The following is a 21,590-nucleotide window of genomic DNA, read 5'->3' as shown; positions in this document are numbered from 1 at the left end:
CGGGCATGGGGCAGGATAGTCATAAGACATCTGCTTTCAACACCGCGCTCGACTCATGATGCTGTAGCAACCGGGCTTTGGATGTCGCCTAACAGCTTTTGAAAGATAGACGGCGCGCCCGGAGCGGATCCAACCTCGCTGGCAAGTGCCATGAACGTGGCGCATTCCTCACCCGCATTGTCATAATTGGACGCGACGTCGACGATCCAGCGAACGAACTGCCGGAAACCCGGGTCAAAATAGAGTTCGGGCTTCCCCAGTATGTCGATGGCGAAAGATGCAACGTCGATATCGATCTCGAGGACAGCGACGAGTTGATTGTGAATGACCGGGGTAACAGCGGCATTGCATGCCTTGATCTTGTTGATCAGGCTGAGACTGCGGCCGAGCCTGCGGGCCATTTCCTTGTTCGTGATCCGGCGTCGTCTCCACTCGTGAAGAAAGAGGCGCCTGAAGCACTCCTGGCGTTTGACGCTTTCTTGTGACCCGATACTCCGGTCGCTCATGGCATGGCACCCCCGGTTAGGGGGGTATCATACAGCCGTATGAGTCGGTTCTGTCAATCCCATGTGAATCACCGTTCATCGCAGATTTAGGAATCGGTTCCTTCAAACACGGCGAGAAGAGCGCTGACAAAGACGAACCGAACTGGAGGAACTGTGCCGGTCGCCTTCGCGATGGCCTCCCTCGCGGCCTGGAAGGCGGGTTTGTCTCGAAGATTGATACGCAGCGTTATGCGATAATCACCTGTCTCGTCACGCTCGCTCGCCGACCGCCAGATTTGTCGGAAATCGAGCATTTCTCCAATAATTCCGAGACCATGTATGGCAGTCGAGGAAACCGTCTCGAATTGGCCGGTCTTAAGGGAATAGACCCTGATCGCATCGGCGGTGAGGCGGAAAACGCGGTCGCTAACGCGAAAGGTATATAGGGCTTGGGACATTGAGGCGATTGATACCGCTGTAAGCGGACGCCCGCCAGCGCAAACAGAAGAAAGTTTGCCGCAGTAATAAAAATATTTCAGCGAACGAAAATTTCGGGAATGCACCTGAACTGGTAATACGTTTCCACATCGCAACGAAGAGTGTAAAAATTTTACACTGTTTGCTCGTCAATGATGTGGAGTGTGTAACCTGGTTACACAGGTGTGTAATCCTATTACACCCTTTAGTGTAATTCTATTACACACCATGATTTAATACTTGCGATCACCATGAGTTTATATCCTCTTAACGGAGACGACGTGCTTGTGCGTCGTCTTCCAAGGGGAAAGAGCATGACTGCACTTTCGATGCCGAAGGGTAACCAGATCAACGGTATCCTTCTTGGCCTTGCGATCATCGCCTGCGTGATGATCCTGGGCGCTTCGGCGGCCTTTGCGGGCACCGACACCACGTTCAATACCGCGCTCACGAAGTTCACGGACTTCCTCGAGGGCTCGGGCGGCAAGATCATCACCGTGATGAGCCTTGCCGGCGGCATCGTCGCGCTTGCGTCGGGTCGCTTCAGCCTCGGCCAGGTGGCCGTTCCCGTCGCCGTCGGCGTCGGTGCGGGCACCGGCATTCCGATCGTCACCTCGACCGTCACCGCGACGATCTGAGGACCGACTGGGATCAACCGCTGGGAGGGCGGTGAGCGCTTATGGACAGGTATACCATCCCTTCGCATCTCGACGATCCGGAGCTGATCGGCTTCTGGACGCTGGACGAGTTCCTCGCGATGGCGATCCCCTTCATCTGGGGCATCCTTTCGCAGCACGTCGTGATCGGATTGATGGTCTCGTTGCTCGGATGGTGGGGCTTCCGAAAGCTCAAAGCCGGCAAGGCCACATCGTGGATTCTCCACATGGCCTACTGGCACCTGCCGTCGAGTTTTACCGGTCTCAAGGCGACGCCACCCTCCCACCTTCGCGTGATGGTGGGCTGAAATGGATTATAGTGTCGGTCTCGCGCAGTCGCAGCGGGTTCTCAAGCAGCGCAACATGCTCGGCATCGTGGCGCTGGTTCTCGCGGGCCTCGTGGTCATCCTCTTCCTGGTCGGCGCGACGCGCGACCGCGAGATCGTCCTTCAACCTATCGTCCGCACGCCCCTGACGCTGTCCTCGAGCGGGGTCAGCCGGGAGTATCTCGAGATGGTCACGCGCGACACCGCGCTGATGACGCTCAACCGCTCGCCTGAAAATCTCGACTACTGGATGGAGTCGATCCTCAAGATCGCGACGCCCGAAAGTCACGGCTCGCTCAAGCGCGATCTCATGAAGATCCTGAGCGAACAGCGCGGGTCGAGCATCAGCCAGTATTTCACGCTCGCCAGCATGAAGGTTGATCCTGAGAACCTGACCTCGGAAGTGACCGGCACGCTGCATACCGTCGTCGGCTCCAAGGCGGTGACTGCCGAGGCGAAAACCTTCCGCTTCTACTGGTCCTATCGCGGCCTGTCCCTTCAGCTGAAGGGCTTCGGCATGGTCACCAAGGTCGACAAGGACGACGCTGCAACCGGAGACGAGGCATGACGCCCCTGATCGCATTTGGCCTCATCGGAGGCGGGACGGCGATCGCCTCCCGCGTCTGCTCGCTCTCGCGCTTCGTCGGCGCAGGCATGATCCTGGTCGGGGGAATGGCGCTCGCTGCGCCTGCCTTTGCCGACGAGCATCTGCTTGCAAAGGACAATAGCGAGGTTTCCTGCACGCTTTCCAAGTCCGGCCTCACACGGATCAGCCTCAAGGACGACCGCTTTGCCAGTGTCTCCAAGCTGACCACCGGCGTCGAGAGCGACGATTTCACGGTCGTCAACGAGCCGACGCGCGGCGACATCTACGTCTCTGTTCCCGAAGCCTATTCGCGGGCCAACGTCTCCTTCTTCGGCACGACCTCCAAGGGGTATGTCTACAAGTTCAGCTGCCGCCTTGCAGGCGACGACGCGCAACAGGTGTTCGTCGAGAACAAGGATATCGCAGGCGAGGCGCAGACAGCGGTCGCACAGGCCGACACCACGCCGCAGGAAGCGTCCGCCACGCTCGTCCAAGCGATGTTCCAGCAAGCCCCGCTCGAGGGCTTCGACGTCCGCCCCGCGGTTACCGATCCGGTCATGGTGGGGTCGCTCAAGGTGCAGATGCTCACCGAATATCGGGGCACGGCGCTCGCAGGGCGCGTGTTGCGGATCGAGAACAAGGGCGGATCGCCTGTCGCGCTGGGCGAAGGAACGATCGCGCCGTCGAACGCGATCGCCGTATCGGTCGCCAATCCCAACCTCAAACCCGGTGAAGTCACCACAGCGTATATCGTCACGCCGTCGGGCCTCGCCAACGGAGTGCGGCCATGAGCCTCAAGGACCTTTTCCCCGGCAGGAAACCCAAGCAACTCGATGCCGAGCCTGAAGAAGGCGAGGGCGAACTGATGGCCGGCAACGACGCCGTCCGAAAGAAGCAGCTGCTCTACCTTGGCTGCGGCGGCGCGCTCGCACTGGTGCTGGGGTCCTGGTACGTCATGGGCGACGATACCAAGCTCAAGACGTCGGGCGCAGACGACAAGGTCGTCAAGATCACCACCGACGACATGGTCAACCGGAACATGTCGGACCGGGAGTGGCAGGCGGCATCCGAAGCGCAGATGCAGTCGATCAACAACCAGTTGAAGGGTGTCGACGGCCAGCGCGCGCAGATGGAGCAGCTTCAGGCGCAGATCGCCGCGCTCCAGGGCGAGAAACAGTCGATGGCCTCAGATGGCCAGCGGGTGATGAGCGCTTACCAGCAGGAGAACGACCAGCTTCGTCAGCAGCTTGCGCAGCGGTCGAGCGCGCCCCCTGCGCCGGCGCCCGCGCAGATGTACGGGCCGATGGGCCAGCCCAACTATCGGGGTCCGGGCGCACCGATGAGCGCAGGGGAGGCGGCCGCTGCCGCGGTGTCGCAGTCGCGCTCGATCAAGCTCGTCTCGTTCGAGGGCGGGCCGAGCGGAACGGCGACGCGCATTTCGGGTGGCACGACCAGCTATACCGACAGCCCCAATTATCTGCCGCCCAATTCGATCGCGAAGGCCAAGGTGATCGTCGGCGTCGATGCGTCGGCAGGGGTGCAGTCGCAGAGCGATCCGCTTCCCGTCGTGCTGCGGATCACAGGGCCGGCGCGCTCGGTTTACAGCAACGGCAAGCTGCTCACGACCCGGATCGAGGGCTGCGTCATCAACGGCGCGGCACGCGGCGACCTCTCTTCGGAGAAGGTCTATGTGAAGCTCCAGCGGATGACCTGTCCGCAGGCCAATGGGCGCTTCGCGGTCTCGGACGTCAAGGGCTTCATCAGCTTTGCCGGCAAGACCGGCGTGCGCGGGCGGGTGGTCAGCCGCGAGGGCGGGCTTGTCGGCCAGGCCTTCATCGCCGGTATCGCAGGTGGTTTCGGTCGCGGCTTCTCGGCCAACACCAACTCGCTCCTCACCGGCAACAACGTGACGGTCAACGGGAAGCGCGAACAGATCGGCATGGGCGACATCGCACAGGCCGGGCTGGGCAACGGCATCGCCCAGTCCGCCGACATGGTCAGCAAATATCTGATCGAGCGGGCCGAGCAATATCAGCCGATCATCGAGATGCCGACCGGCATCGATGTCGAGATCGTCTTCCTCGAAGGCGTCTTCATCCAGAACTGAGCCTCGGGCCGAAAGGATATGCTTATGACACAGAATATTCTGCTTGGCGTCGCGGCCAGCGCGGCGATGATGCTGACCGGCAGCGCGGAGCCGGCGATCGGGCCGCAGGTGCAGGCCGCGCTCCAGCAGCGGCTCCCCAAGACGCCGATCACCGGGATCGATTGCACGAAGATCGAGGGGCTGTGCGAAGTTACCGCCGGCGCCAATCTCTTCTATGTCGACAAGTCGGCCCGCTATCTCGTGATCGGCCGGGTCTATGACATGGAAACCCGGCAGGACCTGACGGCAGCGCGCCTGTTGGCGCTCAACCCCGACATGCTGGTGGGCGGCGCGGCGCGCGCCAATGCGGCAGCCGATGCGCCCGAGCCTTCTGCGCCCGGCAACGGGGCGCGGGTGACGGAACAACGGGGGGCCGTCCGCACGCTCGACCTTTCGAAGCTCTCGAACAAGGGAGCGATCATATGGGGTTCGGGGTCCCAGAGCGTCACTGTCTTTTCCGATTTCCATTGCGGCTATTGCCGGGCGCTCAGCCAGACGCTCGAGACGATGAACGTGCGCGTGATCGAGCGGCCGATCTCGGTGCTCGGAAGCCGGGACGTCGCCGATCGCGTGCTGTGCGCGAAGGACCGGCATGCAGCGGTACGCGCCGCCTATGCGCAGGACCCGGTGCCAGGGACGGGCAAGTGCGACACCAGCGGTCTCGACGAGAATGAGGCGTTCGCCAAGGCGCACGGTCTCAACGGCACGCCCGTTCTCGTGCGCTCCGATGGCGCGGTGATGGAGGGGTTCCAGCCCAAGGCGCAACTTCTTGCATGGTTGAAGGGAGCAAGGTCATGAGCCGTTCGGCGATCCGTCTGCCGGACTGTCCGGTGTCCCAGTATCGCCCGCGAGGCCGCACCCGGCGGGTCGCGATCGCGATGGCAACGAGCCTTGTGCTGCTGGCAGGGTGCACGACCTTCGGGACCAACATCAAGGGCAGCTTTGCGTGCGGTGCCCCGCAAGGGGGCAGCTGTGCGCCCGCAACCGTGATCGACGACAAGGCGCTCGCGGAAATCAGCGGCGAGACGAGCTATCGTCCCGCAGGTCCCTTCCAGGCGCCCTTGCGGCAGGCGGGGCCGCAGCGCATCGCCTATGCAGCGACCCCGCAGGCGTCGGGTGTGGGTCCGCAGAAGGTGTTGCGCATCGTCTTTCCCGCGCATGTCGACGGGGCAGGGCGCTATCATGAAACGAGCGTCGTGCAGGCCGTGGTCGATAACGGCCAATGGCTCGCCGCGACCGACGGGCACGGTCCTGCCCTTGCCGCGACGCAGGTCCTCAACGTCAGCCCCGAGATCCTCTCGCAGCTCGGTACGCCGATCCCGCCGTCCGCGTCGGCACCTGTCGAAGTCCCGGCGACCGCGCCGGTCGTGGCAGTACCGCCGGCGAGCGCTGTGGGTGCCCCGACCGCCGCGGCGGTCGCAGCCGCGCGCGCCAAGGCGCGAGAGGCGGCGGCAGGGAAGGGGGTCCCGGTCGCTGCACGGGCTGCAACCCCCGCGCCGGCACCGGTCGGTGCCAAGCCCAAAAGCAATGCGCCGGAATTCGCTTCGGGGAACCCGGCGAACCGGCCTGCCTCGTTCTCTCCGCGCGTGGAGGACTGAGCCATGGCCGCTAAGACAGGCTTCATCGCGCGGCTGCTGGGTGACACACGCGGCCCCGATCAGGGTACGCCCTCGCACGGCGCGCCCATGCTCTCGCAATGGCTGCCCTATCGGAGCTTCGACGCGCGCAACGATCTGTTCTACCAGACCGACAGCCTTGCGTTCGCGCTCGAGCTGGCGCCGCTCATGGGGGCCGATGAGCGCACCGGCGAGATCCTCGCGCAGATGCTTTCCGAGAGCGTGCCGCCCAGCGCGCGCGTCCAGCTTCTCTCGTTCCAGAGCCCGCGCGTGGGCGCGCTGATCGCGCAATATGCGCTGCCACGGTTCAAGGCCGGCGGCGTGCATCGCAAGATCGCGGAGCGGCGATCGGCGTTCCTGCGGCACGGGGCATGGGTCTCGATGTCGAAGGACGGGCCTTTCCATGTCCGCAATCATCGCATCTTTCTGTCGGTGTCGATCGCTGCGTCGAAAGCGACACCCGAAGAACTGATTGGCGTGCGCGACAGTATCGTCTCGACCCTGGCGTCGATCGACATGCCGGCCACGCGAATGAAGCCGGTCGATCTCATTGCGCTGATCGATGACATTACCGCGCCCGCGTTCGACGTGTCGGACCAGGTATCGGAATATTCCGACCTCGATCCGATTGCCGACCAGTGCGTGCGCCGCGACGTCCAGACCGTCGTCCACGCCGATCGTCTGCTCGTTTCGGTCGAGCCGCTGCGCGCCGTGACCAGTCTTTCGGGTGAGACCCAGTATGAGGAGATCCGACCCGACACGTTCGACTATCGCTTCTTCTCGGTTCGCAATCTTCCCAACCGCTGGGCACCGTGGGACGTGCAGAAGCTGATCGGTGACATGTTCTCCGACAAGCTGCGCCCTGGCTGTCCGACGCTGACTTCGTTGTGCCTGTGCTATCAGGACGAGCAGGCCGCCTCGTCCAAGGCGGGTTACAAGTTCATGCGCACGTCGAGCCTTGCGGATTCGAAGTCGGCGCGCCTGCTGCCGCAGCTCAAGGACCAGAGCCGCGAATGGGAGCATGTCACCCAGGAACTGCGCCTCGGCAAGAAGCTGGTGCAGGCCTATTATGCGGTCGGCATCATCAGCCCCAAGGGGATGGGCGATGCCAACGAGCGCACCGTCAAGTCGATGTACAAGGCCGCTGGCTGGGACCTGCTCGACGAACGCTTTCTCCAGATCATGGCGTTCATGTCGTGCCTGCCGATGACGCTGGGCAACGGCCTCGACAGCGATCTCAAGCGCATGAAGCGGTTGCGCACGATGCTCACCAGTACCGCGGCGAACATGCTGCCGATCCAGGGCGAGTTTCTGGGCGGGGGCTTGCCGCACCTCATGTTCATCGGACGGCGCGGCCAGCCCTTCTTCTGGTCGCCCTTCGAGAACAAGGCGGGTAACCACAATGTCGCGGTGTTCGGCAAGTCCGGGTCGGGTAAGTCGGTCGCGCTTCAGGAACTGTGCGCGGCGTTCGCCGGGGTCGGTGCCAAGATCATCGTGATCGACGATGGCCGCTCGTTCGAACATATGTCCAAGAGCCTGGGCGGCAATTTTGTCGAGTTTCGCCTGCGCGACGGCTTCAGCCTCAATCCCTTCTCGATGATCGACGAGGCGCTGGTCGCGCAGGATGAGGATTATCTCATCGACGCGCTCGCGATGCTCAAGTCGATCGTCGGTCAGATGGGTCGCCACATCGACAAGCTCAACGATACCGAGCGCGGCCTTATCGATCGCGCGGTCAATCAGGTCTGGGAAGCGAAGGGGCGGGGGGGCAGCGTCGACGATGTGGTCGAGGCGCTGCGCACCGACGGATCGCCGCAGGGCCAGGATCTGGCGATCGCGATGTTCCCGTTCTCGAGTGCGGGCACCTATGGCAGCTTCTTTACCGGCGAGGCGTCGGTGGACATGTCGAACGCGCTCACCGTCTTCGAACTGTCGGACCTCTCGAGCCGCGAGGAACTGCGCTCGGTCGTGCTGACCGCGATCATGTTCATGTCCTCGCAGACGATGCGCCGGATGGATCGCCAGATCCCCAAGGCGCTGCTGATCGACGAGGCGTGGCAGATGCTGCGCGGCGGATCGATGGCCGATTTCGTCGAAACCTACAGCCGGACCTGCCGGAAATATGGCGCGTCCCTCATCACCGCGACGCAGAGCCTGAACGATTATTACAAGTCGGAAGGGAGCCTTGCCGCGCTCGAGAATTCGGACTGGTCGGTCATTCTCATGCAGAAGCCCGACACGATCTCGGACTTCCAGAAGCATGGCCGGTTCGACATGGACCCCTATACCGAAAGCCTGCTGCGCTCGCTCAAGCGCAACGGCGCGGAATATTCCGACATCATGATCAAGGGGCCGGACTCGATGGCGGTCGGCCGCCTCGTGCTCGATAAATATTCCGCGACGCTCTACTCCTCGAGCCCGCAAACTTTTGCCGACATCGAGCACCTGATCGAGCAGGGATGCTCGATGGACGAGGCGATCGAGCGGGTCGCCTATCCCGAGGAATATGTCGGAAAACCCGTCGGCGTGCCTCTCACGGAGGCGGCCGAATGAACGCGCTCACGCCCTTCGACACCGACTGGAAAGCGCCGGTGCCCTTTTCGTGGAGGCGCGCGTTCGGCCGCGCGTTCGCCGACATGTGCTATGTGCTGCTGCGCGCATCGGGCTGGATGGCGATGACGCTGCTCGCGACTTTCGGGGTCGCGATCCTCTTCTTCCTGATGCTCGGCGACTTCACCGCGATCGGCTTCTTCTCGCAGGTCGCCAATCTGGGCACGCGCTTCGTCGCGGCCGACAGCGCGCGGCGTGCGGTGTTCGGCGACGAGCTTTTCTTCACCTTCATCGTCGCCTTCGGCGTGGTCGCGCTGCTGCGCGGCAAGCTGCTGCTCGCGATCGTCACTTCCACGAAAGGCACCCGGCATGGTTGACGTTCTCGATCGGTCCACAGCGGCCCCCGCATCCGGCGAATCCGCTCCTGTCGCTTCGACGCTCCATCCCGAGGCCACGCCCGCTTCGCCGGCGCGCGGCACGGGTGCGAAGGCCGTGCGCCGCAAGCCCGAGGGTCTGCCCAGGATCGCCTATGTCGCAGCCGCGCTTATCGTGGCGGTGCTGCTCTGGGGCGCATGGGTGACCAAGCATCTGCTCACGCCGCCTGCCACCGTGCCGATGGCAAGCGTCCGGCTCGAGGGGATCGTGTCGGAATATGTGCAGGCCCAGAGCCACAGCAACAGCCCGCCCGAGCAGGTTGCGGCGCAGACGCGGGCATTCATGGGCACGCTCGACGAGGAGCTGCGCAAGGTCGGCGCGGGCGGCACCACCGTGCTGGTGGGCGAAGCGGTCCTCTCCAAGAATGTCCCCGATATCACAGACCAGATCCGCAAGGCGGTCTTCGCGCGCGTCCCGCTTCCCGCGGCCGCGCCGGTGCCCGCCTCCGGTCCCGCGGTCGGCGCGATGCTTCCACCAGCCTCCGGGAGTGTCGCGCCGGCCGCGCAGGTTCAGGCGCCTGCCCCGCAGGGCTCGCCCTTCGGTCCAGCGCCCGTCTCGCCTGTCGAGGCGACGGTCGCACCGCCCGCGCAGGGAGGCCTCAATGGCAGCGGCTACTGACAGGCACGCGCCTGCGATCGCGGCGACCGGGCGAGCAGGGGAGGGCGAGCATGTCGCCCGTAAGGCCCTCATCGCGCGCCGGGTCCGGCAATGGGGGGCGGTCGCGCTGCTAGCAACCGGATGGGCGGGGTATAATGCGCTCAGCGCCTGGCAGCAAAGTCACGCCTTCATGATCAATGCCTCGGAGAGCCTGCCCAACTGGGCGTTCTTCGTCGCGCGCGACAAGGCTCCGGCCAAGGGCGACTATGTGTTTTTCGTGCCGCCCGACAATGCCCTGGTGCGACGTCATTTCGGACCGGAAACAGGGCCGTTCGGCAAGCGGGTCATCGGGATGGCGGGTGCGCTGGTCGAGCATCGCGGCGCGTATGTCTATGTCGACGGCGTCCGCGTCGCGCACATGAAGCCGCTGACGCGCACCGGCGAACCGCTGACCCCGGGCCCGGTCGGGCGTGTCCCCAGGGGCTGCTATTATGTCGGCACGCCCCATCCCGACGGGTTCGACAGCCGCTATGCCGAGATCGGCTTTGCCTGCGCAAAGCAGCTGGTCGGAACCGGGACGCCGATCCTGTGATCCGCCGGGTCGCCCTTGCCGGTGGCTTCCTCGCCATCGCACTGGTCGCCAGCTCTGCCTGGCCTGTCGTCGAGGGTGCATTGGCCCATGACCATGGGGTGATGGGACAGACCTGGGGGATCGTCGAACCCGATCTTCTCGACACGATCGACCGGCGTCTCAAGACCATGCAGGCCGATGGCAGCATCGAGCGCATGCAGGCAGCGCTGCGCGTCAAGGCGCAGGAGCGGGTGCGCAATCCGTTGCCGGTTGCAGGGATCGCTGCGGTGCGCGAGGCACGCAGCTGGACCTTCGATCCCTCGATCGTGCTCGACCAGGACGTGCGCGACCAGAAGGGTCGGCTCGTCGCGCAGGCGGGGCAGCGGGTCAATCCGCTCTCCTTCGTGGCGATGAAGACTGACCTTGTGTTCATCGACGGGCGCGATGACGCACAGGTGGACTGGGCGATGAAGCGCTGGAGCGCGCAGAACGCCAAGATCATCTTCGTCGCCGGGTCGCCCTTCGATCGCATGGGCGAGAAGAAGCGCCGCTTCTTCTTCGACCAGCAGGGCAAGCTCACCAGCCATTTCGGGATCGCGCATGTTCCCGCTGTCGTAGCGCCCCAAGGCGAAGTGCTCAGGATCAGCGAGATCGAGATGCCGGGAGCGGGCGCATGATGTGGCTCGACATGCTCAGGACGCCGATGGCCGCGCCCGAAACGCCGGGCCTCAAGGCGATGCGCCTGTCGATCCTGTGGTCCGCGCTTGCGCTGGCGCTCGCCGTGCCCGCGATCCGACCGCTGCACGCTCTGTTCGGATCGGGGGCAGGGGGCATGATCGCGGGACTTGTCCTCGCTCTCGTCATCCTCGTGCCGCTCTACGTCGTGCGCAAGAACCGCGCCGACAATACCTATTTCGACGCGAGGGTTCGCAAGAGCGAAGGTGAGGAGCCATTGCCATGATGCGGCGTCTTGTGGGCCTTCTGGCATTCCTGGCCGCGCTCGCTGCATGGTCCGCGCCCGCCAGTGCGCTGCCTGCCAACTGCACCGGCAAGTTCGTGAACCCTGTGACCGATGTGTGCTGGTCCTGTCTGTTTCCGCTGTCGATCGGCGGCGCGCATATCTGGCCGGGAAGCCGGCCCGACACGAAGAATCCGTCGTTGCCCGTTTGCGCGTGCGGATCGCCTGTTCCCCGGATCGGCATATCGATCGGCTTTTGGGAACCAGCCCGGCTCGTCGACGTCACGACCAAGCCCTGGTGCTTTCCCAACCTTGGCGGGCTGCGGCTCAATCCGGGTCTCGACATTGGGCAAGGCCAATATACCGGCCCCCGGATCGGTGGCGGCACGACGCAGAACTCGGCCAACTGGCAGGCCCATTATTACGTCTATCCGCTGCTCTACTGGATGGAGATCCTCACCGACTTCCTGTGCTTCGAGCAGGCCTCGTTCGACGTCGCCTACATGACCGAGATCGATCCGCTCTGGAACGACGATGTGCTGACGACTCTCATCAATCCCGAGGTCGCGCTGTTCAACAATCCGATCGCGGTCGCGGCATGCGCAGCCGATTGCGCGGCGGCGACCGCGGCGCTGCCGATCGATCAGATGTTCTGGTGTTCCGGGTGCAACGGGTCGATGTTCCCGATGAACGGCAACATCGCGGCGCATAATTCGCCGGTGCAGTCCTCGCGCCTCGCGGCCGAGCGGCTGCTCTTCAAGATGCACCGGCAGGGCCTCGCATGGGGGACGGCAGGGTCCAAGGCGCTCTGCAACAAGTACGTCATGCCGATCCTCAAGAAGTCCCAATACCGCATCCAGATGACGAATCCGACGCCGACCGTGAGCGGCAAGTTCGCCTGTTCGACGATCGGCGCGTCCACGCTGCCGCCAGACGCCGGTCGCGCCTTCCCGGTGGGGGGCGAGGACTTTGGGTATCTGCTCTGGCGCAAGCGCAACTGCTGCATGTTTTGAGGTTGGCGATGAAGAAGCTCCTTCTATCGATTGCCGCGATCGCTTCCATCGGCACCGGTGCGGCCGTGCTCGGCCAGAGCGTGGAGGGGCTCGATCTCGATGCGGTCCGTGCGCGCTCGGCCAAGGCGGACGCCGATGCAGCCGCGCTCGTCGGCGAGGTTCAGCGGCGTGGCGAGGCGTTCCGCCAGGATGCGCAGACCGTGCAGGCGGTCGCGATGGAGAAGATGCGCACGATCGACAAGGCCCGGTTGCCCAAGGGACCGGCAGGCGTCGTCGATTTCGACGAGATGATCCAGACCGCGTCGGCCAACCTCAAGGACAATCGCGGCACCGCGCCCCAGTTCATGGTGTTCGTCTCGACCTCAATGCCCCCCCAGGCCCTGAAGCGCATCATCGCCGAGACCTCGGCGGTGGGCGGCGTGGTCGTGTTCCGGGGCTTTCCCGGCAACTCAGGCAAGGCCTTCATCGCAGCGCTCGCAAAGGTCGTGGACAAGGAGCAGCAGTTCGCCTCGATCGGCATCGACCCACGTCTGTTCCGCGCGTTCGATGTGAGCGCCGTCCCGACCTATGTCGTTGCATCGAGCGACTTCACGCCCTGCGACGGGCTGACCTGCAAGACGACGCCGCCACCCTTCGACCGGATGGCGGGCAATGTGACCGTCCGTTACGCGCTGGAGACCTTCGCGGAGGCAAACGGTCCGGGCGCGCTGGTCGCCAGGACCGCGCTTGCCAATCTCGGTCGGACGCCCTGACGATGGCGGGGAGGGGCATCCTTGCGAGCGCCGTCATGGCTCTCCTTTCGCTGCCGGGGGCAGCGCTTGCGCAAACGAGCGCGCAGGCGAGCCCGAGCGGTGGCTATTACGATCTTCAGGACTATCCCTATTTCAATGAGGCGGCGCAGCCGACACCGTCTGCCCAGGCATCGCCTGGCCCGTCCGCGACCTCTGCGCCCCAGCCCGCGCAGGCACAGTCTGCCATGGCAGCGCCGTCCCTGACGGTGACACAGGCGCCCAGCGCAACAACCGCAGCCGCACGCGTGCAGGCGCAGGCCGCGCAGCAAGTGCCGACCCAGACACCGGGCCAGCCCTATGTCTATCCCAAGGGCGATCTCGCTGCGGCGCGTGAGCAGGCCAAGGCGCTCGGCAAATCGTCGCGGGCAAGCGCGGCAAGCCTGCCGACCTCGACACCGCTCAGCCAGGTTCCAGGCTACTCGGCCACCGCCAATCCGGCGCAAGCCTATGCCGACGATCCCGATGCCCTGATCGCGGCGGGCGGATCGGCGGCAGGGCATAACGATGCGTGGCGCATGGTCACCGATCCGGGTCGCCTCAAGGTGACGCTTGGGGCGGGCGAGGTCGGTCGCGCGCAGGATGTCGAGAAGGATCCCAACAGTTATCTGAGCGGTCAGTCGGTGGGGGCAACCGACGGCAGCTGCAAGCCGCTCCCTCCAGGCGGGTCGGCAGGCTATTATGAGGCGACCTGCAACACGGGAACCAAGGTCGAGGAAAGCGCGGCGGTCTGCCGGACCCCGCTCGTCATGGATGTGACGCCGGGTTCGACCAAATATATCTATGTCTGCGAAAACTGGGTTGGCAATCCGCCGCGCGCGGGCAACAATACGGGCCGGCGCTGCTTTCCTGCGTTCACGCAGCCGGTCGCGAACGGCGTGTGCCGGGTGCGCTCGCGCGAAACGGTGCAATATCCCGTCTGCCTCCAGGGGACGCTCGGCAAATGCTTCGAGCCCGACTTCGCCGATGGCGAGGAAATCACCTACGAGTGCGACAGCCCGGCAGTTGCCCGCTCCTATTCCGTGGAGACGACAGGACAGGTGGTCAATGAGCGCCGGGACGAGGCGATGTGCAAAGCGTCGACCGCAGGCAAGACCTGTGAGCTGAAGTCGGAAACCTGCGTCGATCCCGATCCGACCACGCGCACCGTCAACGGGGTCCAGATTACGCGGGCGTGCTGGAACTGGGAGCGCACCTACAGCTGCGTCGGCACGACCCAGGCCAGCGATTGCGGCGAGCTCGCCGGCAATCCGCAGTGCGTCTATGTGCGCGACGAATGTCTCGACGATCCCCAGGTCGGCCCGTGCCAGGTCACCACGAAGGTCTACAAGTGCCCGATTCCGACGGCGCCCACGACCCAGCCCAAGCAATATATCTGCGGCGATGACGTCTATTGCCTCGACGGCCAGTGCGAGCCGGTCGAGCGCGAGGCGTCGACCGAGTTCAAGGATGCGGTGGTTGGCCTTCATGCGCTCGGTCAGGCGAAGGAAGAGTTCAATCCCGACACGATGACGCTGTTCTCGGGCAAGCGGCAGACCTGCCACAAGCCGGTGTTCGGTCTCGTCAACTGCTGCGCGGGGAAGGCCTCCGGGCTCATCACGACCGCTGCGGGCGCCGCGGCGATCGCCGGTGGGCCTGCGGCGATCGCCGCGCTCGCGACCCCGTTCCTCACCATGTTCATGTGCTCGAACCAGGAGAAGCTGCTCGACGTCCAGGATCGCATGGGGATGTGCCACAAGCTCGGCCAATATTGCACCGACAAGGTGCTGGGCATCTGCACGTCCAAATCGACGGCCTATTGCTGCTTCGAGAGCAAGCTCTCGCGCATTCTTCAGGAACAGGGTCGCCCGCAGATCAACAAGCCATGGGGCAGCGCCAAGAAGGAAACCTGCAAGGGCTTCACCCTCGACGAATTCTCGCGGCTCGACCTTTCGAAGATGGATTTCACCGAAGTCTATGCCGAGTTCGTGGACGCAGCGAAGCTCCCCGACGAGATCGAAACCTCCAGGCAGATCCAGGAACGGATCAAGGCCTATTACGACAGCAAGGCGGGCAAATGAGCGTGATCGCCAATCTCGCGGACCATAGGCCGTTTCCCGATCTCTCGATCGCCGAGTTCGCGCTGCTTGTCGCGCTGCTGCGGGTAGGGCCGCATCCGGCGGCATTCCTCATTCCCACGCTCGACGCGTGGTTCGATACCCGATTGCGGGCGGCCGATCTGGAACCCACGATCGCCCGCCTCATTCGCGCCAACCTTGTCCTGCGGCGCGGCACGACGCTGTATCCCAGGCGCCACGCCCGCACGCTCGTCATCGCCGTCTACGGCAACCTGTTCCGCATCCTGGGCGAGGACATGGCCAAGCTGATCTCCGCCCGCGAGCCGTCCCTGCTCGGCATGCTGCGCGCCTATCTCGACAGGCGGGCAAGGGACGATCGCGAGAAGCACCACCAGAAGAAAGATGAGGATTGATATGCGCAACGCCCTGACCCTTGCCCTCATCCTGTCGCTCGCCACAGGCGGCATCGCCCCTGTGGCGGGCGCAAGCGCGCAGGAACTGACGCCGCTCCTCGATTCTGTATCCTCGTCCCGCGAAAGCGAGGCGCCGTCGTCTGCCGACCGGCAGGGCGACGAGGATCTTGGCGGGGCCGACCGGGTAGCCGCCCAGACAGGCGACGATTTCTACTGCCGCGAGCGGCGGCTTGGCACCTGGTTCTATTGCGAGAAGCCCAAGCCCAAGGCGAGCGAGCAGCAGTCGGCGCAACCCGCCCGCTCGTCGACCGAGCGACTTGCGGCGATCGCCAGGGAGCTGGAGGAACTCAAGGCGCGCGCGATCCTCGAACCGACGCCCGAGAATATCGCCCATTATATCGCGTTCCAGCGCGAGCAGCTCGACCGGGCGTCGTCCTTCGCCGACATGTGGCAGCGCACGATCTGGCAGAATCCCGACCTTGACTACACGCTCCAGCGTCCGGTCAACCAGTTGGGCAAGCGGACCTGGCTCGATACGCGCAACGCCGACCGCGAACGCGTGCTGTCGCAGATCTCGCAGCGTTACGGCGTCTTCTATTTCTATTCCTCGGCTTGCGCGGCGTGCGAGACTTTCGGCCCGATCATGCGCAGCATTTCGGATCGCTTCGGCCTCACCGTCATGGCGATCTCTCTCGATGGCGGTCCGACCCGCGCCTTCCCGAACTACACGGTCGATACCGGTCAGTACAAGGCGATGGGGATGCGCGGGCAGCAGGTCCCTGCGCTCGTCCTCTTCGACACGGTCACCAAGCGGCCGATGCCGATCGGCTACGGCGTGATGGCGGCCGACGAGGTGATGAACCGCATCTTCACGCTCACCAGCGTCAAACCCGGGAGTGACTTCTGATGGTCAGGCAGATCCTTCGTCTCTGCGCGGCGATCCTCGCGCAGGCCAGCATGATTCTTGCGGTCGGGGGGCTCGTGGCGACGCCCGCGATGGCCGACGTCCAGGGCGAGATGAACAGCTACTTCAACCAGTCGGGCGCGGCGGCGAACGTCACCGGCCCGACCGCGTTCCAGGGGCAGTCGGCGGGCTATTATTCGGGCGGATCGCTCTGGAGCCGCTTTCCGCAAAAGTCGATCAATCCGGTCAACGTCGCGCTGCCGAGCGCACGCGGCGGGTGCGGCGGCATCGACCTGTTCGCCGGCTCCTTCTCGTTCATCAACGCCGACGAGATCGTCGCGATGCTCAAGGCGACCGCGAACAACGCGATCGGCTTCGCCTTCCAGCTGGCGATCGATTCCATCTCCGCGCAGATCGGAGGCGTCATGAAGGACATGAGCCAGCGCGTGCAGCAGCTCAACGCGTTCAACATGTCGAGTTGCGAAGCCGCGCAGCAGGCGATCGGATCGATCTGGCCGGCGATGGACGGGGCTTCCTCGACCATCTGCCAGCAGGTTGGCGGCGCGAAGGGGTTCTTCTCCGATGCGGCCGCGGCGCGTCATGGCTGCACCAACAAGGGCGAGCGTGAATCGACTCTCGCCAAGGCAGGCGACGACGGCGAACTCGTGCAGTCGAAGAATTACACCTGGTATGCCCTGAACGCGAAAAGCTCGACCAAGCCATCGCGCGAATATGCCGAATTCCTCATGACGATGGTCGGGACCATCATCTACGATGCGGCCAGTTCCAAGGATAGCATGGGGACGTTCCGGTTCATCGCGCCGGCGAGCTGGGACACCTATCAGGCGCTGCTCGACGGCACCGCGACTGCGCCGACCGATGTATGGCGGTGCGATACCACCGACGACAAGGGCTGCCTGAAGCCCACGCCGACCAAGTTGACGATCTCGACCAACGAGGCGCTGCGCACCCGCGTCCTCAAGGCGATGGACAGCATGTCCTCGAAGATCCGCTCGAACGCGCCTCTGTCGGGCGACGAGATCGCGCTGCTCGGGATCACCTCGATCCCGCTCTACAAGATCCTCGTCGTCAACGAGGCGGCGCATATGGGCCTGTCGGGCGGGGACCGTGCGACGCTCGCCGAGATGGTCTCGATCGACATGCTGATGTCGATGCTCGATCGCATGCTCGACACGATCTCGCAGGCGCAGGCGGGAGCGAAGTTCGTCTCCACCGATGAGTTCAAGGCGTGGCGGGCGCAGGTCGATACGGTCAAGACCGAGCTGTCGCGTCGCAACGAGAAGATGGCGGGCCAGATCTCCAACACTTACCGGGTAATTCAATATACCCAATTTATGGAATCGACCCTCAAGAACGCAATGAGCCCGCAGCTGTCCGCCTCGCTCCGCTTCGGGCGTGGTCTGTCGGCGCAGGGCGTCCGCTAAAGGGAGGGAACGGCACGATGGGCGCGCTCGAAGTCTTCACGATCGGCGGCGGCGAATATATCGTCAACGTCTTCAACGCGGTCGCGGCGTGGACGGGGGGAGGGGGCTATCGCTCGCTTCTCCAGGTCGTGATGGTGATGGGGTTCATCTACTCGCTGTTCATCGTGGCCTTCTCGCTCGACTGGCGGGCCTGGTTCAACTGGTTCCTCCAGTCGACGCTCATCTACATGATGCTGATGGTGCCGACCGTGACCGTGAAGGTCACCGACCGCATCAATCCAACACTGGCGCCGGCGGTGGTCGACAATGTCCCGCTGGGCCTTGGCGTGATGGCATCGTTCACGAGCCAGGTCGGTGACTGGATGACGCGCACGGCCGAGACGGTGTTCGTCATGCCGAACGCGCTTTCGCTCTCGACCAACGGCATGATCTACGGTGCGCGGCTGATGGACAAGGCGCGGACCTTCCAGATCACCGACAGCGTGTTCCGGGCGAACCTCGACGAGCATCTGAAGCAATGCACCTTCTATGACGTGCTGCTGGGCTTCAAGTCGATGGACGATCTCACGCGCTCGACCAATGTCTGGGAGGCGATCGGGCCGGGCAGCCCGGCGCGCAGCCAGCGCTGGATCGCTTCGACCGGACCGGGCACCACGGAAAATACGATCATTCCCTGCAACGAGGCCTATTCGCGACTGGACGGACAGTGGCAGGCAGCGTTCGACAAGGATCTGATCCCCTTTGCCAAAAGCGCCTATCCTGGGCTTTCCGACGCGGTGGCGTCGCAGAAGATCCGCGACGACCTCCCCATTGTTGCCGCGCAGATGCACGGCACGCCGAGCGACGCCTATTCCTACCTGCGGCAGGTATCGATGATCGATGCGTTCCTCGCCGCGCGCGAAAGCTTCTCGGACGCGGGATGGGACGCCTATGCCGCCCAGCGCGCCGATGCGCAGGCGAAGAACACCTATACCTCGATCGCGACGCAGGCGATGACATGGGTGCCGTTGCTCGGGATCGTGTTGACCGTCGTCTTCTACGCGATGTTCCCGGTGCTGTTCCCGCTGTTCCTGTTCCCGCGAACGGGCATCCAGACCCTCAAGGGCTATGGGACGGGGTTCTTCTATCTTGCCTCCTGGGGCCCGCTCTACGTCATCCTCCACATGTTCGTGATGAGCCGCGCAGCGGCGCTCTATCATGGCGTGTCGCCCACAGGGCCGACGCTGCTGGTCAGCGACGGGATGGCGAACGTCAACGAGAGCATATCGACGCTCGCCGGTTTCCTCATGATGAGCGTGCCGTTCATCGCGGGGGGCATGGCGCGCGGCGCGATGGCGATCGCGGGACATGCGACCTCGATGTTGCAGCCGGCGCAAAGCGCGGCCGAGCAGGCGGCGACAGAGCGCACGACAGGCAATTATTCCTACGGGAATACCTCGTTCCAGAACCTGACCTCGGGCATGACGCAGTCGAACAAGTGGGACACGCAGCCCAAATATAATGACGGGTTCGCGGTCGGGTCGTTCACCAATGCCGATGGCGGGGTCACCTACGGGTTTGCCGACGGCAGCAACGCGTTCGACACCCGGCAGGGCATCTCGAACCTCTCCTTCACGCCGACGCGGACCTCCGGGTTCGACAGCCAGATGAGCCGCGCGCTGTCGGAAGGGCAATCGCATACCCAGTCGCTGCGCAACTCCGCGTCGCAATCCTGGAATGCGACCGCCACCACCGCGACCGACCTGCTTTCGGCCGCGGAACACCGCCGGAGCAGTTCGACCGAGACGGGGTCGGGGTTCAACAACAGCGTCGCAAAGATGACGGATGTTTCGCGTAGCCTGTCGAGCGGCCTGACTAGTAAGTTCGGCTTGAGCGAATCTGATGCGCAGCAGGTATCGCGGGCTAGCCAGACTACTGGCGATGCCAATGCCGGACTTGAGGTTTTGGGTAAACTATGGGGGGTGCAAGGCCGAGCTGGACTGGGATTGCGCCTACAATCGATAGCGTCTGAAACAACGAATAATATCTTGACGGCGGATAGCGCATACTCGGAATTAAAGGACTATTTGACCAAAGAAACGAACTCGAGCCAGTCTCGCGCTGCGCGCGACGAGTTCATGCGCGAAACCAGCACGAGTGGCGATAGCGAGGTGCGTTCTCTTTCCGAGAAGCTGGGGGTCAGTGTCGGGGAGTCGCGGTCGGCATCGCTCGAGGCGACACGAGCCGAGGAGACCTTCCAGCGCGTTAGCAACGACGTTCGCGAATCCTCTCAACGAGGGTGGTCGCTCAACCGCAACGAGAGCCAGGAATTCGTCGTGTACGCGCAGGAGCGTCTGTTGGACGATCCGACCTTGTCGCAATTCGGTTGGACGCCGGGCATGGTCATGCCGCGCACGCGAGAGCAGGAACAGGTCCGCGATATCCTTCTTGGCGAGTTCATGGAACGCCGCGTGGCTGCGGTCCGTGAGGAACTGGGAGTGAATATTCCCGGGCAGCTCGACAACTCGCTGCGCGGTCCTGCCTCCACCACATCGGGAGCGGTTCAACAGTGGGGCGAACGCCGCGCTGCTGGCGTTCGATCGCAAGGCCCCGATGTGTCGATCAGGGAGAGCTCGCGCGATACCGGTCTTGCAGGGGAGGTGGCCGATGCCATCCCCAATGCCTCGGTCCGGATCACCCATGGCGCCTTCGAGATCGGCAATGGCGTCGATGAAGCCAAGGGAACGGCCGCGCAGATCGGCAAGCATGCCCAGGAACGCAACGATGCCTGGATCACAACGACGTTGCCCGGCGTCGAGAGTATTCGCGATACGGCCCGCGATAGGCTTGGCATCGGTCAAGGCACCAGCCACGTCTATGAATTGCCGCGCGGCGAGCGGGCTACGCTGCCGATCTCCGGGCGATTGACCTCGAACATGGGGGGCAGGGTGGATCCGGTAACCGGACAGCCCGGACATCATCACCGGGGGGTCGATATCGCTCAGCGCGCCGGAACCCCGATCCCGGCTCCGGCCTCAGGCCGCGTGGTCAAGAACGACTTCCAGGCGAACGGCGCTGGAAATTACATCGTGCTCGAGCATGGCGATGGCTCACTGAGCAAATATTTTCACATGCAGGATCGTTCGCGCTTCCCGGTCGGAAGCACGATCCAGGAAGGCGAAATACTGGGGCGTGTGGGAAGTTCGGGGAAATCGACCGGCCCCCATCTCCACTATGAATTGTGGAAGGACGGAGCGCCGGTCGATCCTCGGCGCTTCCAGCTCAGGAATGCCCGGGGATGATGAAAAAGCCGATGAACATAATTGCTAGGATCGCCAGAAATAGAATTTTTGAGCCCCGCTCACCTAAAGGTTCGGATGCCGAAAATTCTCGGTCTTGACTTGGAACCCCGAGCAATTCCCGACCGACATGCGTCATGGGGTCATATAGATTTTGCGGATTAATATATCCGTTGGCGGGCGGGCCGATCTGATCTCGGTCCCAGTCCATCTGGCCCGTATCATGGTTTAACATGGCCGCTCCTTTCCCGCCGGTCCGACCTCGATGGTCGAATAACGCTTGCAAAGC

Annotated in this window: 23 protein-coding genes; 20 read left to right on the top strand and 3 right to left on the bottom strand. The window is 63.9% G+C overall.

Annotation, left to right across the window (positions count from 1 at the left end):
• Positions 1 to 53: 53 nt before the first annotated feature.
• Together N6H05_RS25575 and N6H05_RS25570 are read right to left on the bottom strand one after the other, a co-directional pair.
• On the bottom strand, positions 54 to 506 hold the full coding sequence (locus tag N6H05_RS25575) for a hypothetical protein (RefSeq protein WP_125988425.1): 453 nt from the start codon (positions 504 to 506) through the stop codon (positions 54 to 56).
• Positions 507 to 592: 86 nt separating this feature from the next.
• A complete protein-coding gene (locus tag N6H05_RS25570) occupies positions 593 to 943 on the bottom strand; it encodes a hypothetical protein (RefSeq protein ID WP_069338508.1) in 351 nt (116 codons plus the stop codon).
• 408 nt (positions 944 to 1,351) lie between these two features.
• Here N6H05_RS25570 and N6H05_RS25565 point away from each other — a divergent pair, with 408 nt between their 5' ends.
• From N6H05_RS25565 to N6H05_RS25470, 20 genes are read left to right on the top strand one after another with little or no spacing between them, the layout of a single operon-like run.
• On the top strand, positions 1,352 to 1,600 hold the full coding sequence (locus N6H05_RS25565; RefSeq protein WP_234792482.1) for a hypothetical protein: 249 nt from the start codon (positions 1,352 to 1,354) through the stop codon (positions 1,598 to 1,600).
• Positions 1,601 to 1,641: 41 nt separating this feature from the next.
• Entirely contained in the window at positions 1,642 to 1,926 is a 285-nt protein-coding gene (traL, locus tag N6H05_RS25560) for a type IV conjugative transfer system protein TraL (protein WP_007406330.1), read from the top strand.
• A gap of 1 nt (position 1,927) precedes the next feature.
• On the top strand, positions 1,928 to 2,512 hold the full coding sequence (locus N6H05_RS25555; protein ID WP_099231087.1) for a type IV conjugative transfer system protein TraE: 585 nt from the start codon (positions 1,928 to 1,930) through the stop codon (positions 2,510 to 2,512).
• Positions 2,509 to 3,321, top strand: a complete 813-nt coding sequence (locus tag N6H05_RS25550) for a type-F conjugative transfer system secretin TraK (protein ID WP_069338505.1) — start codon at positions 2,509 to 2,511, stop codon at positions 3,319 to 3,321. The genes N6H05_RS25555 and N6H05_RS25550 overlap by 4 nt, the downstream gene beginning before the upstream one ends.
• Complete coding sequence (locus tag N6H05_RS25545) at positions 3,318 to 4,637, top strand: TraB/VirB10 family protein (RefSeq protein ID WP_069338504.1); 1,320 nt, start codon at positions 3,318 to 3,320, stop codon at positions 4,635 to 4,637. The genes N6H05_RS25550 and N6H05_RS25545 overlap by 4 nt, the downstream gene beginning before the upstream one ends.
• A gap of 24 nt (positions 4,638 to 4,661) precedes the next feature.
• Positions 4,662 to 5,474, top strand: coding sequence for a DsbC family protein (locus N6H05_RS25540; RefSeq protein WP_069338503.1), 813 nt, complete (start codon positions 4,662 to 4,664; stop codon positions 5,472 to 5,474).
• The gene (locus N6H05_RS25535) at positions 5,471 to 6,274 is read left to right on the top strand and encodes a conjugal transfer protein (RefSeq protein WP_069338502.1); all 804 of its coding nucleotides are present in this window, start codon (positions 5,471 to 5,473) and stop codon (positions 6,272 to 6,274) included. Before N6H05_RS25540 ends, N6H05_RS25535 begins: the two co-directional genes overlap by 4 nt.
• Before the next feature lie 3 nt (positions 6,275 to 6,277).
• Positions 6,278 to 8,845, top strand: a complete 2,568-nt coding sequence (gene traC, locus N6H05_RS25530) for a type IV secretion system protein TraC (RefSeq protein WP_185707913.1) — start codon at positions 6,278 to 6,280, stop codon at positions 8,843 to 8,845.
• Positions 8,842 to 9,219 carry a hypothetical protein gene (locus tag N6H05_RS25525; protein WP_185707915.1) on the top strand — a complete coding sequence of 126 codons (378 nt, stop codon included), beginning with the start codon at positions 8,842 to 8,844 and terminating at the stop codon, positions 9,217 to 9,219. Before traC ends, N6H05_RS25525 begins: the two co-directional genes overlap by 4 nt.
• Positions 9,212 to 9,895 (top strand): TrbI F-type domain-containing protein, encoded by a 684-nt coding sequence (locus N6H05_RS25520; RefSeq protein ID WP_185707917.1) that lies wholly within the window; start codon positions 9,212 to 9,214, stop codon positions 9,893 to 9,895. Before N6H05_RS25525 ends, N6H05_RS25520 begins: the two co-directional genes overlap by 8 nt.
• A complete protein-coding gene (locus tag N6H05_RS25515; RefSeq protein ID WP_185707919.1) occupies positions 9,879 to 10,466 on the top strand; it encodes a S26 family signal peptidase in 588 nt (195 codons plus the stop codon). The genes N6H05_RS25520 and N6H05_RS25515 overlap by 17 nt, the downstream gene beginning before the upstream one ends.
• A complete protein-coding gene (gene traW, locus N6H05_RS25510; RefSeq protein ID WP_185707921.1) occupies positions 10,463 to 11,122 on the top strand; it encodes a type-F conjugative transfer system protein TraW in 660 nt (219 codons plus the stop codon). The genes N6H05_RS25515 and traW overlap by 4 nt, the downstream gene beginning before the upstream one ends.
• Positions 11,119 to 11,406, top strand: a complete 288-nt coding sequence (locus N6H05_RS25505) for a hypothetical protein (RefSeq protein ID WP_185707923.1) — start codon at positions 11,119 to 11,121, stop codon at positions 11,404 to 11,406. The genes traW and N6H05_RS25505 overlap by 4 nt, the downstream gene beginning before the upstream one ends.
• Positions 11,403 to 12,416, top strand: coding sequence for a conjugal transfer pilus assembly protein TraU (gene traU / locus N6H05_RS25500; RefSeq protein ID WP_069338495.1), 1,014 nt, complete (start codon positions 11,403 to 11,405; stop codon positions 12,414 to 12,416). Before N6H05_RS25505 ends, traU begins: the two co-directional genes overlap by 4 nt.
• Positions 12,417 to 12,424: 8 nt before the next feature.
• On the top strand, positions 12,425 to 13,168 hold the full coding sequence (gene trbC / locus N6H05_RS25495) for a type-F conjugative transfer system pilin assembly protein TrbC (protein WP_185707925.1): 744 nt from the start codon (positions 12,425 to 12,427) through the stop codon (positions 13,166 to 13,168).
• A 35-nt stretch (positions 13,169 to 13,203) separates the two neighbouring features.
• Positions 13,204 to 15,264, top strand: coding sequence for a conjugal transfer protein TraN (locus N6H05_RS25490; protein WP_279606820.1), 2,061 nt, complete (start codon positions 13,204 to 13,206; stop codon positions 15,262 to 15,264).
• Positions 15,261 to 15,674, top strand: a complete 414-nt coding sequence (locus tag N6H05_RS25485) for a hypothetical protein (protein ID WP_185707929.1) — start codon at positions 15,261 to 15,263, stop codon at positions 15,672 to 15,674. Before N6H05_RS25490 ends, N6H05_RS25485 begins: the two co-directional genes overlap by 4 nt.
• A gap of 1 nt (position 15,675) precedes the next feature.
• Positions 15,676 to 16,581, top strand: a complete 906-nt coding sequence (gene traF, locus N6H05_RS25480; protein ID WP_185707931.1) for a conjugal transfer protein TraF — start codon at positions 15,676 to 15,678, stop codon at positions 16,579 to 16,581.
• A complete protein-coding gene (locus tag N6H05_RS25475) occupies positions 16,581 to 18,023 on the top strand; it encodes a conjugal transfer protein TraH (RefSeq protein WP_185707933.1) in 1,443 nt (480 codons plus the stop codon). Before traF ends, N6H05_RS25475 begins: the two co-directional genes overlap by 1 nt.
• 17 nt (positions 18,024 to 18,040) lie before the next feature.
• Positions 18,041 to 21,304 (top strand): conjugal transfer protein TraG N-terminal domain-containing protein, encoded by a 3,264-nt coding sequence (locus N6H05_RS25470; RefSeq protein ID WP_185707935.1) that lies wholly within the window; start codon positions 18,041 to 18,043, stop codon positions 21,302 to 21,304.
• Here N6H05_RS25470 and N6H05_RS25465 read toward each other — a convergent pair.
• Complete coding sequence (locus N6H05_RS25465) at positions 21,285 to 21,536, bottom strand: hypothetical protein (protein WP_185707937.1); 252 nt, start codon at positions 21,534 to 21,536, stop codon at positions 21,285 to 21,287. The two genes, N6H05_RS25470 and N6H05_RS25465, sit on opposite strands and share 20 nt — an antisense overlap.
• Positions 21,537 to 21,590: the final 54 nt, after the last annotated feature.

Source organism: Sphingobium sp. WTD-1 (assembly GCF_030128825.1).
Classification (GTDB): domain Bacteria; phylum Pseudomonadota; class Alphaproteobacteria; order Sphingomonadales; family Sphingomonadaceae; genus Sphingobium.
This window is presented reverse-complemented; position numbering and strand designations above follow the sequence as displayed.

Coding starts and splice junctions, on each gene's coding strand:
- N6H05_RS25575 (WP_125988425.1), bottom strand. CDS start 506: ATGAGCGACCGGAGTATCGGGTCACAAGAAAGCGTCAAACGCCAGGAG.
- N6H05_RS25570 (WP_069338508.1), bottom strand. CDS start 943: ATGTCCCAAGCCCTATATACCTTTCGCGTTAGCGACCGCGTTTTCCGC.
- N6H05_RS25565 (WP_234792482.1), top strand. CDS start 1,352: ATGATCCTGGGCGCTTCGGCGGCCTTTGCGGGCACCGACACCACGTTC.
- traL (WP_007406330.1), top strand. CDS start 1,642: ATGGACAGGTATACCATCCCTTCGCATCTCGACGATCCGGAGCTGATC.
- N6H05_RS25555 (WP_099231087.1), top strand. CDS start 1,928: ATGGATTATAGTGTCGGTCTCGCGCAGTCGCAGCGGGTTCTCAAGCAG.
- N6H05_RS25550 (WP_069338505.1), top strand. CDS start 2,509: ATGACGCCCCTGATCGCATTTGGCCTCATCGGAGGCGGGACGGCGATC.
- N6H05_RS25545 (WP_069338504.1), top strand. CDS start 3,318: ATGAGCCTCAAGGACCTTTTCCCCGGCAGGAAACCCAAGCAACTCGAT.
- N6H05_RS25540 (WP_069338503.1), top strand. CDS start 4,662: ATGACACAGAATATTCTGCTTGGCGTCGCGGCCAGCGCGGCGATGATG.
- N6H05_RS25535 (WP_069338502.1), top strand. CDS start 5,471: ATGAGCCGTTCGGCGATCCGTCTGCCGGACTGTCCGGTGTCCCAGTAT.
- traC (WP_185707913.1), top strand. CDS start 6,278: ATGGCCGCTAAGACAGGCTTCATCGCGCGGCTGCTGGGTGACACACGC.
- N6H05_RS25525 (WP_185707915.1), top strand. CDS start 8,842: ATGAACGCGCTCACGCCCTTCGACACCGACTGGAAAGCGCCGGTGCCC.
- N6H05_RS25520 (WP_185707917.1), top strand. CDS start 9,212: ATGGTTGACGTTCTCGATCGGTCCACAGCGGCCCCCGCATCCGGCGAA.
- N6H05_RS25515 (WP_185707919.1), top strand. CDS start 9,879: ATGGCAGCGGCTACTGACAGGCACGCGCCTGCGATCGCGGCGACCGGG.
- N6H05_RS25505 (WP_185707923.1), top strand. CDS start 11,119: ATGATGTGGCTCGACATGCTCAGGACGCCGATGGCCGCGCCCGAAACG.
- traU (WP_069338495.1), top strand. CDS start 11,403: ATGATGCGGCGTCTTGTGGGCCTTCTGGCATTCCTGGCCGCGCTCGCT.
- trbC (WP_185707925.1), top strand. CDS start 12,425: ATGAAGAAGCTCCTTCTATCGATTGCCGCGATCGCTTCCATCGGCACC.
- N6H05_RS25490 (WP_279606820.1), top strand. CDS start 13,204: ATGGCTCTCCTTTCGCTGCCGGGGGCAGCGCTTGCGCAAACGAGCGCG.
- N6H05_RS25485 (WP_185707929.1), top strand. CDS start 15,261: ATGAGCGTGATCGCCAATCTCGCGGACCATAGGCCGTTTCCCGATCTC.
- traF (WP_185707931.1), top strand. CDS start 15,676: ATGCGCAACGCCCTGACCCTTGCCCTCATCCTGTCGCTCGCCACAGGC.
- N6H05_RS25475 (WP_185707933.1), top strand. CDS start 16,581: ATGGTCAGGCAGATCCTTCGTCTCTGCGCGGCGATCCTCGCGCAGGCC.
- N6H05_RS25470 (WP_185707935.1), top strand. CDS start 18,041: ATGGGCGCGCTCGAAGTCTTCACGATCGGCGGCGGCGAATATATCGTC.
- N6H05_RS25465 (WP_185707937.1), bottom strand. CDS start 21,536: ATGTTAAACCATGATACGGGCCAGATGGACTGGGACCGAGATCAGATC.